At 60.5% G+C, this 14642-nt stretch carries 13 protein-coding genes and 1 tRNA gene; 3 read left to right on the top strand and 11 right to left on the bottom strand.

The genetic code is table 11. From position 1 onward, the window contains the following. The 5 genes from rfbC to PV764_RS02255 all read right to left on the bottom strand — a co-directional run bounded on the left by rfbC (position 1) and on the right by PV764_RS02255 (position 5143). A complete protein-coding gene (rfbC, locus tag PV764_RS02275) occupies positions 1 to 579 on the bottom strand; it encodes a dTDP-4-dehydrorhamnose 3,5-epimerase (protein WP_313447396.1) in 579 nt (192 codons plus the stop codon). Between the two features lie 27 nt (positions 580 to 606). Continuing rightward, positions 607 to 1674: a CDP-glucose 4,6-dehydratase gene (gene rfbG / locus PV764_RS02270; protein ID WP_313447395.1), complete on the bottom strand. Its 1068-nt coding sequence runs from the start codon at positions 1672 to 1674 to the stop codon at positions 607 to 609. Between the two features lie 4 nt (positions 1675 to 1678). Beyond that, the gene (rfbF, locus tag PV764_RS02265) at positions 1679 to 2455 is read right to left on the bottom strand and encodes a glucose-1-phosphate cytidylyltransferase (RefSeq protein ID WP_102788389.1); all 777 of its coding nucleotides are present in this window, start codon (positions 2453 to 2455) and stop codon (positions 1679 to 1681) included. 87 nt (positions 2456 to 2542) lie between these two features. Then, positions 2543 to 3679, bottom strand: coding sequence for a glycosyltransferase (locus tag PV764_RS02260; protein WP_421116116.1), 1137 nt, complete (start codon positions 3677 to 3679; stop codon positions 2543 to 2545). 42 nt (positions 3680 to 3721) lie between these two features. Beyond that, the gene (locus PV764_RS02255) at positions 3722 to 5143 is read right to left on the bottom strand and encodes an undecaprenyl-phosphate glucose phosphotransferase (RefSeq protein ID WP_421116115.1); all 1422 of its coding nucleotides are present in this window, start codon (positions 5141 to 5143) and stop codon (positions 3722 to 3724) included. Positions 5144 to 5498: 355 nt separating this feature from the next. On the opposite strand from PV764_RS02255, the gene PV764_RS02250 reads away from it, so the two are divergent. Together PV764_RS02250 and PV764_RS02245 are read left to right on the top strand one after the other, a co-directional pair. Next, complete coding sequence (locus PV764_RS02250) at positions 5499 to 5936, top strand: low molecular weight protein-tyrosine-phosphatase (protein ID WP_421116114.1); 438 nt, start codon at positions 5499 to 5501, stop codon at positions 5934 to 5936. A 23-nt stretch (positions 5937 to 5959) separates the two neighbouring features. Continuing rightward, the gene (locus tag PV764_RS02245; RefSeq protein WP_421116113.1) at positions 5960 to 8206 is read left to right on the top strand and encodes a polysaccharide biosynthesis tyrosine autokinase; all 2247 of its coding nucleotides are present in this window, start codon (positions 5960 to 5962) and stop codon (positions 8204 to 8206) included. A gap of 135 nt (positions 8207 to 8341) precedes the next feature. Here PV764_RS02245 and PV764_RS02240 read toward each other — a convergent pair whose 3' ends face one another. The 6 genes from PV764_RS02240 to PV764_RS02215 form a co-directional block, all read right to left on the bottom strand. After that, positions 8342 to 10492 (bottom strand): YjbH domain-containing protein, encoded by a 2151-nt coding sequence (locus PV764_RS02240; RefSeq protein WP_421116112.1) that lies wholly within the window; start codon positions 10490 to 10492, stop codon positions 8342 to 8344. Further along, complete coding sequence (locus tag PV764_RS02235; RefSeq protein WP_421116111.1) at positions 10489 to 11268, bottom strand: capsule biosynthesis GfcC family protein; 780 nt, start codon at positions 11266 to 11268, stop codon at positions 10489 to 10491. Before PV764_RS02235 ends, PV764_RS02240 begins: the two co-directional genes overlap by 4 nt. Beyond that, positions 11265 to 11954, bottom strand: coding sequence for a YjbF family lipoprotein (locus PV764_RS02230; protein WP_421116110.1), 690 nt, complete (start codon positions 11952 to 11954; stop codon positions 11265 to 11267). Before PV764_RS02230 ends, PV764_RS02235 begins: the two co-directional genes overlap by 4 nt. A 13-nt stretch (positions 11955 to 11967) precedes the next feature. Continuing rightward, positions 11968 to 13074 (bottom strand): polysaccharide biosynthesis/export family protein, encoded by a 1107-nt coding sequence (locus tag PV764_RS02225; RefSeq protein WP_284129471.1) that lies wholly within the window; start codon positions 13072 to 13074, stop codon positions 11968 to 11970. A 92-nt stretch (positions 13075 to 13166) separates the two neighbouring features. After that, a complete protein-coding gene (locus PV764_RS02220; RefSeq protein WP_343312019.1) occupies positions 13167 to 13511 on the bottom strand; it encodes a hypothetical protein in 345 nt (114 codons plus the stop codon). Between the two features lie 117 nt (positions 13512 to 13628). Next, positions 13629 to 14174 (bottom strand): phosphatase PAP2 family protein, encoded by a 546-nt coding sequence (locus PV764_RS02215; protein ID WP_421116109.1) that lies wholly within the window; start codon positions 14172 to 14174, stop codon positions 13629 to 13631. A 181-nt stretch (positions 14175 to 14355) separates the two neighbouring features. On the opposite strand from PV764_RS02215, the gene PV764_RS02210 reads away from it, so the two are divergent. After that, positions 14356 to 14432 (top strand) — tRNA-Arg (locus PV764_RS02210). The last annotated feature ends 210 nt before the right edge of the window (positions 14433 to 14642 follow it).

Below are 14642 nucleotides of genomic sequence, written 5' to 3'. Positions count from 1 at the left end.
TCAGCTCCGCGGGAATGGGGTGTTGGTGAGGCCGGCGTCCAGGTGCCATGCTGGGTCGAAGTCCGGAGCGGCAGCGTCCTTCTCGGAGATCAAAAGCGGCGCGTGAGGGAACTCCACCCCGAAACGCGGGTCGTTCCAGCGGACACAGCGCTCGTTCTTGCCGTTGTGTGCCGCACTGACGAAATAGAGCATCTCGACATCGTCGGTGAGCGACATGAAGCCGTGGGCGCAGCCGCGGGGCACATACATCATCCGGCGGTTTTCCGCGCTCAGTTCTGCGCCGAACCACTTGCCGAAGCTGGGCGAGTCCGGGCGTAGGTCCAGCACGACGTCGTATAGGCTGCCGGCCGTGCATTTGACAACTTTCACCTCGGCAGAGTCGCCGAGCTGATAGTGGAGGCCGCGCAGGGTGTGACGCGCTCGGGTGAACGAGGTGTTGAACTGCAGAAAGTTCGTCTCCAGTCCATGTGCTGCGAACTCGTCTTGACAGAAGAGGCGCGAGAAGAAGCCGCGATCATCGCTGCGGGGCTCCAGATCGATCAGGTACACGCCATCCAGCGGGGCGGGGGTGAATTTCATGGTGTCGTTTCCTTTCCAGAGGCGCGCTCAGCGCGTCGCCAGTCCTTCGTATTCATCGATCTGGGCAAGGGTGAGCGCGGTCGCATCCTGCCCTTGGTGCTGTCGGATGTACCAGTCAGCAGACCATTCGACGGCTTGGCGCCCGGTCAGGCGTGGATGCCAGCCGAGCACGCGGGTTGCCAGCGATGCGTCCAAGGTCAGCATCGTCATCTCTACCGGATTGTCACCGTCGTCCAGACGCCATGTTTCGTGCATGCCCAGTGCCTGCCCGAGTGTTTCAGTGACTGCCTGAACACTCATTGGGGAGTCTGTCGCGGGCGCGAGGTTCAGCGCATTGGGGAGCGCCACGGCGCCCTCGGATGCCAGTGCCTCGACGTAATCCAGATAGCCGGATACCGGGTCCAGGACATGCTGCCACGGCCGGGTGCTGCCGGGGTTGCGCAAGGTCACTGGCTGGCCGGCGAGCATGGCGCGCCAGATGTCGGGGATCAGGCGATCCTCCGACCAGTCGCCGCCGCCTACGACGTTGCCGGCACGCGCCGTGGCCACGCGGATTCCGGCCTCTTCGAAGTAGCTCTGCCGGTAGCAGGAGACCAGTTCCTCGCACGCCGCCTTGGAGCTGGAGTAGGGGTCGTGACCGCCAAGTGGATCGGTTTCAATGAACGGACGGCCGGAGTCGTCGTTCATATAGACCTTGTCCGTGGTGACGACGAGGATCGCGCGCAGATGGGGGGCGCGGCGAAGCGCGTTCAGCACGTGCAGCGTACCCATGACATTGACGTCGTAGGTTTCTGCCGGCTCCCGATAGGAGCGACGGACCAGGGGCTGGGCCGCCATATGGATCGCCACCGTAGGGTCGCATGCATCCACCGCACGCTGTAGTGCGAGAGGGTCGCGGATGTCACCGATGGTGGAGGTCATGCCCTTGGCGTTGCCGATCAGGTCATGCAGATTGGGGGTGGTCTCGGGCGCGAGCGAGTAGCCGTGCACCTGCGCGCCCATGCGGGCCAACCAGAGCGCGGTCCAACTGCCCTTGAAGCCGGTGTGCCCGGTCAGGAATACGCGTTGCTTGCTCCAAAAATCACGGTTCGGCATATGCTTAGTCCCACATCTTCCACGGGGCCTTGCCGGCGTCCCAAAGCGCTTCCAGAGACTGTTTGTCCCGGAGCGTGTCCATGGGCTGCCAGAAGCCCTTGTGCTCGAAAGCGGCGAGCTGCCCGTCGTGTGCCAAGCCTTCGAGTGGCTCGCGTTCCCAGATGGTGTCATCACCAGCAATACGGTCGATTACGCGCGGATGGAGCACGAAGAACCCTCCGTTGATCTGCGCACCGTCACCGGCCGGCTTTTCGGTGAATTCCGTGACCTTGCCGTCCTGGATTACGGTCGCGCCGAAACGGCCAGCAGGGCGTACGGACGTCAGCGTTGCGTCCCTTCCATGGCTCTTGTGGAACGCTAGCAGTGCCGTAATGTCAATGTCGGCCACACCATCTCCATACGTCATACAGAACGGCTCATCGTGGTCCAGGTAGTCGCGCACACGCCGCAGGCGACCGCCGGTCATCGAGTCGGTGCCGGTGTCCACCAGGTGGACTTTCCAAGGAGGAAGCTGCGAATCACCCCTGAACTCCAGGGAGCGGTTGACGATGTCGACCGTTATCGAGGAATTATGGAGGGCGTAGTTCGCGAAGAACTCCTTTACGTAATAGCCCTTGTAGCCCAGGCATACGACAAACTCGTTGACGCCATGGGTCGAGTAGATCTTCATGATGTGCCAAAGGATCGGATGGCCGCCGATCTCAACCATCGGCTTCGGGCGCACGGCCGTTTCCTCGGCCAGTCGCGTCCCCAATCCACCCGCTAGGATGACTGCTTTCATTCTGCCTCCTGGAAAATTCTCGAGAAAAACATTGGTGCCGCGTCACTGTTGCCTTCATCACGCGGTCTTATGGCAAAGATCCGTTGTTTAGCGCGATTTCGCCGGATTCCACACCGCAAAGGTCTGACCTCGCGCTGCACGCGCAACGCCCTGCAGCGTGGCAAGCATTGCCAAGACGATCTCCAGAACGGACGATATCGCGCCCTTATGTGTGTAGATGCCGATGACGATCATCGTGCCAATCAGGACGCCAACAACCACCCCAGCCAGTGGCCACATTAAGCTGACAGCAGCTATTCCAGACGCAGCCCCGGCCAGGAGAAAAGCACCACCGAACCAGCGCAAGGTCTTATGTGAGAAGTACCTAAAGCGATTCGTCAGCGAAAGCTTCCGGCGCTTCGATGTCAACTCTGAATGCGTATGATACGCACGAGCAGCGATGCGGACCTTTCGGGCAAACTCATCGCCTCGCGAGGAGACAAGCTGCTCATAGGCGATGACCGCGTTGCTCTTGATGAGGCGAAGTCCATTGAACACCACTGACATTGATACCGTGAAATCGTCAAGTACAGTATCGGGGAACTCCGGATAAAGTTCGGCACGAATCGAGAAAATGGAGCCGTCGGCGCCCATCACGCTGCCGCTACGCGACTCCAGATCCTTGATTCTTTCCTCCAGACGCCAATAAAGGCCGCCTACGGCCGCCGTAGACGACCCGTCGGCACCCAAGTAATGAAGTGCGCCGCAGACGCCTCCGACGCTGCTGTCGGAATAGCAGGCGGCAAGTGCTTGGGGAGCATCCAGGTCCAGCAGTACATTGGCATCTGTGAAGACAAGCACTGGCGTTGAAGCTTGGCGGGCCATCAGCTTCATACCGTGCGCCTTGCCATTTCGGCCGCCGCCACGGATGAGTTGGACGAACGGGGCATCGCGAGCGATAAGGTCTGCCGTCCCATCACTGGATCCGTCATCGAAAGCCATGAACTGCATCGCAGGATACCTGCACCGGAGATCCCTGAGGTTGGCGAGCTTTTGGGCCATTGCCGATGCTTCGTTGTACGCACAAAAAAGGAGCGTGAAATCTGCGCCATCGCCACACTCGGGAGCGCCAAGCTGAATCGGTCGCGCCTTTGTCGCAGCGAGAAGGGTGGGATAGATCAGGTACGGGTAGACCACCGCTAGAATACAGATGGCGGCGACAAGAATTAGGAGGGCAATGAGCATAAAGGGCTACAGGTGAAAAGCAGAAAGGTCAAAGGGCGCGCTTTAGTAGGCGTTCTTGTGCACGAACCCTTTGAACAGCGTCATGAAAACGATCTTCAGATCGAACCAAAGCGACCAGTTTTCGATATAGAAGAGGTCGCACTCGATGCGCTTCTGCAAGTCCGTTGATCCTCTCCAGCCATTCACTTGGGCCCAGCCAGTGATCCCTGCCTTAACCATGTGCTTTTTCATGTAGGCTGGAATCTCGTTCTTGAACTTATGAACGAAGACTGGCCGCTCTGGGCGTGGGCCCACGATGGACATGTCGCCGAGCAGCACGTTGATGAACTGTGGAAGTTCGTCCAAGCTGGTTTTCCGCAGTAAGGCTCCAATGCGCGTCGCGCGCGCCTCGCCAGACTTTGCCCATACAGCGCCGGAAGACTGTTCCGCGTCCACTGGCATAGAGCGGAACTTCAGCATCCAGAACGTCTTGTTATTCCAGCTCATCCGCTCCTGACGGTAGAAGATTGGGCCCGGTGAGCTGATTTTCACGGCGACCGCGATGGCAAGCATCAGGGGGAGTATTAGTAGAAGGATGAGTGCCGCCAGCAAACGATCCTCGCTTGCCTTCAAAAGTCGTGCACCGCCGTGCAAAGGAGTTTGTTGCAGATTGATCACAGGAAGGCCGGCTACCTGCTCCACCGAATGGTTCATAAGATGAAGCCCGAACATGTCCGGCACGAATTTAACGTCTGCGGTGGAATGCTGAAGCTGGTCCAGCGCCATTCTGATTTGGGTTTCATCGCGCATCGGTAGCGCTATCCAAACTTGATCTATCTGGTTTGTTTCTACAAAACTGCCCAAACTTTCGATATCACCCAGCGCGGCCACACCGTTTAAGGTGCAGCGATCTGAATCGGCTGCGAACCATCCGTTGACGGTGATGCCGGTCCAGGCATTGTCCCTGAGGGTGTCGACGATGTGTTGCGCATCGGCATTGGCGCCTACGATCACTGCAGATCTGAGGTCCATGCCCCGAGCCCGCACCCACGCAGAGCCGATGCGGACCACCACGCGCAGGGCAAACACGCCGGCAAGGCTTGCGGCGAACCACGTGGCAAGCCAGAGCCTCGACAATTCGTCAGTAATCTGGATTGCCGTGGCGTATGCGACGAGCGCCGAGAAGATGAGCGCCCACTTGAGCAGCAGCTGCGCGAACTCTGCAATCAGGCCGCGCCCGCGCCAGCTTCCGTAAAGCGTTGAGGCGCCGAGGACCAAGACAGCAAACACGGCTGTAATGGCGACCAGCCGCCAGTAATCAACCGGAACATGCAAGTCCCCGAAGCGCCATGCGTAAGCGACAAACGCTCCCGCGATGAGTAGGACGGGGTCGCCAATACGAAGGACCAAGCTCAATGCTGCCCCGAAGCGCCCAGCGGATAAAGTCCAAAGGCCAGAGTGTTGCCGGGACGGGGAGAGCCACATGATATTCGTCTTCCTTGATTGAAAAAGCGACGCGCTACGGCCCGCCTTCTTCTTGGGCCGCGTCAAGTTGGTGGATGCGGTTCGGGCGCCGGTTCCGTGACGGAGGTGTCAAAATTGTGCTGGCATCCTACCAGAAGGCAGCGGTAGATGGGTTGTTGCCAAGTGGCCCAAGATTTGCATGGTGCCACGATGTCTGGTCGGAAGCGCGATCTGGGTGCATGATCTTTGAGGTGGATCAGGAGGTTAGGCTCCAATCCCACTCCGTTTTTGCGCCAATGCTGTAGACTGTCGGGCTGTTCAGCGCGGGCAAGGGTGGCCGTGCGCCTGGTTCATGGATGAATGCCTTGGGGGATATGTGTTCAAGAAGCTGTTGCTTGTCTGCGTCGGAAATATTTGCCGTAGCCCTACCGCCGAGATCCTCATGCGTCACGCGCTGCGCGACCGGGTGGGGGTTGAGGTTTCGTCGGCCGGCCTTCAGGCTTTGGTTGGGAAGCCGGTCGATCCTATGGCGGCCGAGATACTGCGCGAGCACGGCTTGGATCCGGACGGACATCGTGCACGGCAAGCGACTCCTGAAGTGCTACGTGCGGCTGATCTGATCCTGGTGATGGAGCAGGCGCACGTATCGCGCATCGTGCGCGATGCACCCGAGGTAAGTGGAAAAACGTTCCTGCTGGGGCGTTGGGATTCGCTGGAAGTACCCGATCCCTACCGTCAGCAGCGTATCGCCTTTGAGCATGTTTACGCCTTGATCGATAAAAGCGTCGATCGTTGGTCCAAGTACGTTAAGTAACGATCCGCCCGATCACGGTGGAAATGAATGAAATGGAAGCCAAGATGAAGGAAGCGCCTGCGCGTGCCGTCCGAGAGGACGATGAATTTGACCTGCGAGAGATGCTGGGGGTTCTGATCGACCGAAAATGGTGGATCATTGGGACAACACTGATCTTCGCAATCGTTGGCACGGCATATGCGCTGTTCGCCACGCCTGTTTACCAAGCTCAGGCAATGGTGCAGGTGGAGTCGAAGATGCCAACGATTCCGGGCTTGGCCGATCTGACCTCGCTGGCGGGTGGCGGCAGTACAGCCGCTACGACCGAGGTTGCGCTCTTGACGTCGCGCTCTGTGGTGGGGACCGCAGTGGATGAGCTGCAGTTGGATATCGTCGCTAAGCCCAGGCGATTCCCCGTACTTGGTGGATTCTTCGCACGTCGTTCCGAAGCGCGCGCGCCCGATGAGCTCGCCGAGCCGCTGTTGGGCCTGTCAGGTTATGGGTGGGGCGGTGAATCGCTGAAGATCCATCGCTTCGAGGTTCCGCGTGCCTACGTTGACGAGCCTCTAACGCTTGTGGCGACTACTGCCGACGGTGCATTCGATTTGATCGATGATGACGGGCAACTCGTGGTCAAGGGAAGGGCCGGTGTCGCAGCTGATGCACATGGTTTCCGTATCGAAGTGGAAAGCCTGCGCGCGCATCCGGGTATGCGCTTTATTGTCACCAAGCTGCGTCGCTTGGATGTAGTGTCGGGTCTGCAGGAAGAGATTAAGGCCGGTGAGCAAGGCAAAGAGTCCGGCATTCTGCGAGTAGCATATGAAAATGCAGATCCAGTGCTGGCGCAGATGGTGGTGCAGAAGGTCGCCGAAGCCTATGCGCGCCAGAACGTGGATCGTAGCTCTGCCGAGGCGGCCTCTCAGCTGCAGTTCGTGAAGGACCAGCTGCCTACCGTGCGCAAGCAGGTTGAGGATGCCCAGGCGGCAATGGCGAAGTACCAGTCGCGCGCCAACTCTGTTGACATCACCATGCAGACGAAGGGCTTACTGGAACAAGAGGTGGCGGTTGAAACGGGCATCCAGGAGCTGCGAATGAAGCAGGCGGAGATGGACCGGAGCTTCACTCGCGAGCATCCTGCTTATCGTGCCCTGCTTAAGCAGCTTTCCGATCTGCAGGGACGCAAAGACGGTTTCCGCCGTGAGGTCAATGCGCTGCCGGACACGCAGCAGGAGCTGCTGCGACTCACGCGAGATCTTCAGGTGAGCAATGAGCTCTATACGGCGCTGCTGAATCAGGCACAGCAGCTGGACGTGGCCCGGGCGGGAACGGTCGGCAATGTCCGGATCGTCGATGATGCGGTTGTTGATATCAGCAAGCCGGTCAAACCCCAGAAAGGCCTGATCGTGCTGGTTTCGACGTTGTTGGGTCTCTTCTTGTCTGCAGGTGCTGCTTTCCTTGCTCGAATGCTCAATCCTGGCGTGGAAGACCCCGCGCAGATTGAAGAGCTCGGCCTGCCTGTATATGCCGCCATTCCGCTGAGTGTCTCCAGTAACCTCTTGAAGATCCAGAAGGGTCGGGGAGGCAAGTCCCGCGTGGTGGCTGATGGTCGCTCGCATCTACTGGCCGCGGCGGAGCCGGCAGACCTGGCCGTAGAGGCACTTCGCAGTCTGCGGACAAGCCTGCATTTTGCGATGATGGAGGCGAAGAACAACGTCATTGCAATCTCCGGTCCGCGCCCTGGCGTCGGCAAGACTTTCATCTCCGCGAATCTGGGTGCTGTCGTTGCCCAGGCAGGTCAGAAGGTGCTCGTCATTGACGTGGATATGCGCAAGGGGACTTTGCATAAAGTGTTGGGCGTGAGCCACGTCAGCGGCCTGTCGGATGTACTGTCTGGAAAGCTGGCCGTTGGCGACGCAATTCATGCCGTTCCCGGGTTGGAGCAGATGCACTACATGACGCGCGGCGATATTCCGCCGAATCCTTCAGAGCTCCTGATGCACCCGCGCTTCGCCAGCCTCTTGGAAGGACTGTCTTCTGAGTACGACCTGGTCATCGTGGATACTCCTCCGATTCTTGCAGTTACCGATGCCGCGATCGTCTCTCACCACGCTGGTTCAACGCTGATGGTGACCCGATTTGGCGTAAACCAGCCAAAGGAGATCCTGCTTTCGATGAAGCGGTTCGAGCAGAACGGTGTTCAAGTGAAGGGTGCGATCTTCAACGCCGTTGAGAGGCGCGCAACTGGCTACTACAGTTATGGATACTACGAGTACGCTTCCAACGAGAAGTGATTCGGCGAGGGGCGGTCCTTGCCGCTCCCTCTGCTGATGGGCTGCAGAATCATGATGTGATATGCCAAGAAGGCCAGGAGCATGCTCCTGGCCTTCTTTTTCTTACTTCCACCATGCTTAGGCTGACTGCGAAGATCAGTCGTCGATGGTCTGTAGGTTATCGAAGAAGAACTCCGGGTCACGCTCTGATGTCATCTGGTACAGTCCATAACTGCGCGCTAGGCGAGCGCCGCCATCCCGGTAGAGCGGGTTCCAGGCGAAATTAGCCCGGGCGCGCGTCGAGCGCGGCAGCAGGAAGTCGAAGGGGACGGACACATAGATGCCTTTGTCGAAGCTGCCCTCGCCGAAGTCCTTGGAGGATACGTCGGTCTTGGTTGCGTAGGCGCCCATGGTCACGCCATTGTCGAACGCGCGTGAGACAGCCAGGGTGGCGCCCCAATCCTTGGCCAGATAGCGGCCGGCACTCAATGCAGTCACCACGCGCCGTTCCTCGCCCCACATGTAGTAGAAACTGGCATGGCCGGTGGCGACACTGTAGTCACGGAAGCTGAAACGCTGATCAAAATCGCGTTGCTTGACCCAGTTGGCTTCCACGCCTACCGCCCAACGTTCATTGAGCGGGCGATAGAGCACTTCACCGCCGGCGCCGGCATACATGGATTCGAGCAGGCCCGCATAAACCATGCCATACGTATCCCGCGCAAGTTGGCGGGTGCCGGTCAACTGCAGATTGGGTAGCGTCAAGTCCTCTTCCGTCATGTACCGGCGGATATTGGTGCGTACGCGCGGCAAGCGACTGGGGGCGTCGTAGCGGAACTTGTCGTAGTTGTTGTAGGCGTTGTAGCTGACGGTGCCGCTAAGCCAAAGATTCCGGGCGAGGTAGGCGCTGGCGCTGTAGGTGCCAGCGACCTGGAACAGCACGAAGCCGTCAGGTCCGCCGAGCGATTGCTGATAGCCGATGTTGAACCCGCCGTCGAAACGGCGCAGCGGTGCGCTGTAAAGGGTCTCCCGCTGCTGAGCGGCGGGAGGAGCCATCTCGATATGACCGGCGAGAGTGCTCAGGTCTGTCTTGTGTTCGATGTAGTCGACGAGGGCCTTTCGTTCGATGCTGGTTTCCACGATCGGAACGCCCAACCGGGCGTTTTGCACGGTGAACCACGTGATGTCGTCAGGTAGCGTGCCGTCGAGAACACGCCCCATTCTGCCTACGCCCTGTGCCGGATAGTAGAAGCGGCGCTGCTCTCCGGTGACGATCAGTTCCGATCCACGTCGGCTGATGCTCTGAACGCGCAGCCCTGCGTTCTGCTCCAGTTGGTTGGCGACGCCGGACCAGTCGAACAGTTCCGCGACAACATTTGTGTCGTGCTCAGACTCAGGCGCGGCGGTCGCAGGACGCTGTTTCAGTGGCATCGGCATGGGATCCAGGACCTTTGCCATGGAGCTGGCTTGGGCAAGGTTCGTCCGGAGGGTGATGCCGAACATCGCCAGGTCGCCACGCTCCCAGCCCAGGTGTAGATGCACGTTCTTGTTGACCGCGTAAGATGCGCCAACGTTGAACGGGCTCTTCTGGCGCTGGTTGTTCCCCTGCGGCTCGTGCTTGTAGTCGTTGCCGTCGTACTCCAGCTTCAACTGAAGCGCGTCCCACGGCGTCTGGTACGCGACGCCACCGAAGACACCGACCGGGCCACGGAACATCCCATCGCTATTGAGGCTGCCGGTACCTTGCGCTCGCGGGCGGGTTTCGAATCTATCGTCGATGGAGGTCAGGGGGTTCCTGAAATCACCTCGATTACCGATGTAGCCTGTGGCCAGGCCCACGCTGGCATCGAAAGAGCCAATGCGCTTGCTGGCGACGAGGTACTCACTTGAGAACAGACCTGTGCCACCCAGATCGCGAAAGCCTGCCGCAACTTCGGGAACCCAGCGACTCTCTTCAAGCAGGCGGACCTTCAGATCGATCGACTTGTCCTTGTAGTTCTGCGTTCCGCTCAGCCATTCCGGACCATAGCGCCGATTGGCTACCGAAACGTAGCGAAACGCGCCCTCCAGCCAGGGTAGCGGCTGCAGCACCATGTTGTAGCGGCTGTAAGGCGAGGTATGACTGGCCGTGAAGGCGAGTTCGCCCTCATCGGCCATGCGCGCGGTGGGGGTCTGTAGCAGGCCAATGCCGCCCCAATCGCTTGCAGTGGGGGCGGGGGCACTCTGGGCATGGAGGGCGGTGCTGATGCTCAAGGTGAGCAGCGCAAGGCTCAGGCGAGCGGCCTGTGATCTGGCAAAACGAGTCACTTCGGTGCTCCGGGCGCATCCAGCACCTGGGTGGCGAGGAAGCGTGCGGCGTCCTCGTTGAAATCGGGGTTTACGTCGCGCGTTGTTCGTGCGTTGAGAGGAACAAAAATGAGGGCGCCGGGAGCGAGGGAGGACTCACCACTGCGGTTCCAGAGTGCAATGCCAATTTTCTGTATCTCGCCGTCAGGTTGAATGACAAACACATCATCCTTGCTGGCTGCGAGCAGGGCAGGGCACTGCCGCACATAGTCCATCGGACGCTGCAAGGCGTGGTGCGGTATCGAGCAGGGCTGCTCCACCGTACCAAGGACGGTCACTGTGCTTGGACGTGTCGGGTAGTACAGCCTGTCACCGTCTGCCAATGGCCGATTGGCGCTGAGGTCCATCTCCAGTACACGCGGGGCGAGTCCTTGGCGAACGCGGCCGGTCACTGGCATCGCAGACACTTCCCGGGCGATGCGTGTTGCGGCCGCGGCACCTTCCGGGTCGCTGCTCTGCCGGCTTTCAATGGCCGCAAGGTCGAACAGGAGGCCTGTTTTCAGGCGGGTCTGCGCAACGAGCTCGCTGCGCTTGAGCAGGGCCGCTCCCAGCATGTAGCTGCGATCATCCGGCACGCCAGCGAGCGCTGCATCAGACAAGCGACTGGTTGCAGGGAGCGTGAGCATGCCCGGATTTCGGACGCTGCCGATGACCTCGACGGTGATGGCTGGTGCGGCGTGCAGGGAGACAGAGGCGGCCACGCCCAGGGCAAGGGCGGCCAGACGCAAAGTGATCAACGGTTCAGATCCGGCAAATAGGGTTTGAGCTGGATGATTTCCAGACTGGCATCGGGTGCGATGGCCTGCACGCTCTTCCAGATGAACCCGTTGGCCGGGTCTACCCAATAATGGTTGTCGCGCTTCCAGTCCTGGCCTTCCAGACGCTCGCGGACATGCAGCAACGAACGGGTTCTGTTGAGAATCTCGACGTCCTCGGTGCCGAGGCGTTCGAGGGTGCCGCTCACCGTCATGCCGAAGCGATAGCCAGGCATGACGTCATACTGGCGCTGGACGGTGATGGGCGCTTCGATCTGGTGCAGGGCGTGGAAAGGATTTTGACCCTCGATTCGCATGCTCTGGAGCTCAGGGATGCCACCATGCGTGCCTACCACCAGCCCATCTTCAAGGAAGACGACGCTGCGATCGTTGCTGTACCAGGCTTGGCGATCACCATCGAGGTTGCCCAGAACCAGAACCGCCCCGCCACGCGGGCCGGTAACCTTGATCTGGGGATAGCGGTTCGCTGCCACGTCAGCGGCTGTGGGCTGAACGTCTGGTTTGCCCTGCATTGCCAGTTGTACGGTCTTGACGCTGGTACGGCCCACCACGCCGCAGCCTGAGAGCGCAAAGCCCATCAATACGAGCGCGGCCAGGCCGCGCAATCCATGGTTCCGTTGCGGCGCAACGAGAGCGGTCCTGCTCATCATTGGCCAGCCGTCAATTGTCGAGATCGTTACGCGCGCTTGCCGCGTTGCTGATGATCGAGGTGAACGGCAGCAGCTGGTTCACGAAGCGGCTCCAGCGCGTCACACCTGCTGCGCCAACGAAAACCACGTCACCGGGCAGAAGTTCGAACTGGCTGGCAACGGCGAAGGCGGCTGGGGATTTTGCTTCCAGCTGGAATACGCTGGAGGGTGCGCTCTGCAGATCACTCGAGCCCCGGATCACATAGACGGCGTTTCCGTTGGACGTGGACTGCTGCAGGCCGCGTGCACGGCCAAGCGCCTGACTCAACGAAATGTCGCTGGTCTTGAAGCTCATTGCACCCGGCTGGTTCACTTCACCGACGACAAAAATCTCCTTCCGGTCCAGATACGGGACGTAGAGATGATCATTTGCTTTGAGGAAGACGTTGGTAGCGCCGCCGCCCTGACGGCCGAGCCGGTCGAGGTCGATGGTGTACGTCACGCCCTCGCGGGTAAGACGCACGCCCGACAGATCCGCCTGCGCCGGATCAAGCCCGGACTGGCTGATGGCATCGCCGAGGGTCAGCGGGGTTACGGTCAACGGCACAGTCGCCGCCTGGCGCGACGCGCCGGTAACCCAGACGCGCTGACTGGCGTAGGTCAGCATGGAAACATCGACCTGGGGCGCTTCGATGACTCGGGCCAACTTTGAGGTGATCTCATCGCGAAGCTCGCCCGGTGTCTTGCCGGCCGCGGCAATCTTGCCGATGTAGGGATAGAAGAGCGTGCCATCGGACTGGACCAGTCGACCGGCTGCATTCAGCTGCTGCTGCGGGCCTGCAGGCACGGTCAGTTCTGGGTGATCCCATACAGTGATGTAGAGGATGTCGCCTGCGCCAATCTGGTACGGGCCAGGCTGATAACTTGTCAGGGCAATCGGCAGCGTCGGGACATCGCGCGACGCACGGTCCATGGCGATCAGCTTCGGTGTGATCTGGATCAGCTCGATCTGGTCGTTGCCGACCGGCTGATCATCACGGGCCAGGGCGCTGGAGCGCAGGTGCTGACCGGGCGCCCAGACACAGCCGGACAGGGTAAGGGCGAACGCCAGAGTGGCGCCGAGACGCTTGCAGTCCATCGATGATTCTTCCTGGCCCTGTCGGGCAAAACAAAAACCCCCGCCGGACCTGCGCCCGGCGAGGGCGTAATGACCTGACTCCGACTAGCGGATCAGTTGGTGCCGGTGGTGCCGGTGGTGCCCGTCGTACCGGTCGTGCCGGTAGTACCGGTCGGCGGCGGGGTGGTGCCACCGCCATTGTTGTTGCCAGCGTCATCGCTGCTGCTACCCGAGCCGACAGCGTAGGCAACCGAAGCGACAGCGATGCCGGCGCCGATCACGGCCGCAGTGGTGAGGGCGCCGGTGGCGGCACCGGTGGCGGCGCCGGTGCCGGCGACTTCTGCGCTGGTGGCAGCGGTGGTGCCTTCAGCACCAGCAGCCTGCTCAACCTGGGCTTCCTGAGCCAGAGCCATCGGGGAGAAAGCCACGAGGGCGAGAGCGGCAAAGATCTTCTTCATAACGGGGTTTCCTACTCCGTGAGGTAAATTTTCGCTGTCATCTTCGCGTTGAAGGCTATTCAGTGTCAAGTCGGTTTGAGCACCCGGGCTGGCTTCGTTGCGTCCAATATTTGACGCCTATCGCACAAAATGGTGTCGATTGAAGACTTGGTCGCGGCCTGACAGCTCGGTCGCAAGGCGTATGACCACATCGTGGGTGCGGACCGTGGGCATCAGCATTGGGACCGCCAGTCCCACTATGACTGACGCTGCAAGAGTGGGTAGGGGGGTTGTCCAACCTGTGGCGCGCGCCGACAGGGCGAAAACCGTCGCCGCCGTGCCCAGCAGCCACCCACTCACCACCTCAGATGCGGAGTGGGCGTTAAGGGGTAGGCGCGAATAGGCGACCATGGCGGCAAGCAGCGACCCGAGCAGTGCCCAAAGGAGAGGTTTCGGGAGCCGACCAGACGCGGCGAGATACAGGGCGACCGGATAAACCGCTGCCGTCATGGTGGCGTGACCGCTGAATCCAGTGAAGTCCAGCCGGGCCCAACCAATGCCCCAACCCAGGAAGGCCAGCTTGGAGGCCAGGGTTAGGCCACCGGCGATTGCCAGGCCGGCCGCCCAGCGAATGCGAAGGGCGCGGCTCTCTTCGGGGCCGAAGAGGATCAGCACTAGGCTCACGGGCAACAGCCAGCGGCTGTCGCCGAGTTGGGAAAGGGTGGCCCAAAGAGGATGCATCCATGTCACTCATCACAGGGGACGGAGGAGCATAGGGCAGTTGCCGCTGTCGGGGATGAGTGGCGGGCAACCGGCCGAGCATGGATGAGGCCCCTCGTTTGCCTGTATCCTTTACGCCCTCCGTGGCCCCGTAGCTCAGCTGGATAGAGCGTCCCCCTCCTAAGGGGAAGGTCGCCCGTTCGAATCGGGCCGGGGTCACCAAAATCAAGCACTTGGGGCGACGCGGTACTACCCGCGTTGCCATAAAGGAGTGCTTATGTGCCCAATCTTGGCACACTTGGCACAGGACCTTTCAGGCGTGGTTGGACCTCTGAAAGTCTGGGGGCCCCGCCCGCAGCCCTCGTAGTTGCGTTCCCACGGTAGAGGCTCTCTGGCATCATTCCCCGACGAATGAGCCAGGATGGCTGATAG

This window comes from Stenotrophomonas sp. AS1 (assembly GCF_048957655.1).
Lineage (GTDB): Bacteria > Pseudomonadota > Gammaproteobacteria > Xanthomonadales > Xanthomonadaceae > Stenotrophomonas > Stenotrophomonas bentonitica_A.
This window is presented reverse-complemented; position numbering and strand designations above follow the sequence as displayed.

What these genes read in the sequence shown, in the direction of transcription:
- PV764_RS02260 (WP_421116116.1), bottom strand. Translation starts at nt 3,679, where the DNA reads ATGCTCATTGCCCTCCTAATTCTTGTCGCCGCCATCTGTATTCTAGCG.
- rfbG (WP_313447395.1), bottom strand. Translation starts at nt 1,674, where the DNA reads ATGCCGAACCGTGATTTTTGGAGCAAGCAACGCGTATTCCTGACCGGG.
- rfbF (WP_102788389.1), bottom strand. Translation starts at nt 2,455, where the DNA reads ATGAAAGCAGTCATCCTAGCGGGTGGATTGGGGACGCGACTGGCCGAG.
- PV764_RS02245 (WP_421116113.1), top strand. Translation starts at nt 5,960, where the DNA reads ATGAATGAAATGGAAGCCAAGATGAAGGAAGCGCCTGCGCGTGCCGTC.
- PV764_RS02255 (WP_421116115.1), bottom strand. Translation starts at nt 5,143, where the DNA reads ATGTGGCTCTCCCCGTCCCGGCAACACTCTGGCCTTTGGACTTTATCC.
- rfbC (WP_313447396.1), bottom strand. Translation starts at nt 579, where the DNA reads ATGAAATTCACCCCCGCCCCGCTGGATGGCGTGTACCTGATCGATCTG.
- PV764_RS02220 (WP_343312019.1), bottom strand. Translation starts at nt 13,511, where the DNA reads ATGAAGAAGATCTTTGCCGCTCTCGCCCTCGTGGCTTTCTCCCCGATG.
- PV764_RS02225 (WP_284129471.1), bottom strand. Translation starts at nt 13,074, where the DNA reads ATGGACTGCAAGCGTCTCGGCGCCACTCTGGCGTTCGCCCTTACCCTG.
- PV764_RS02230 (WP_421116110.1), bottom strand. Translation starts at nt 11,954, where the DNA reads ATGAGCAGGACCGCTCTCGTTGCGCCGCAACGGAACCATGGATTGCGC.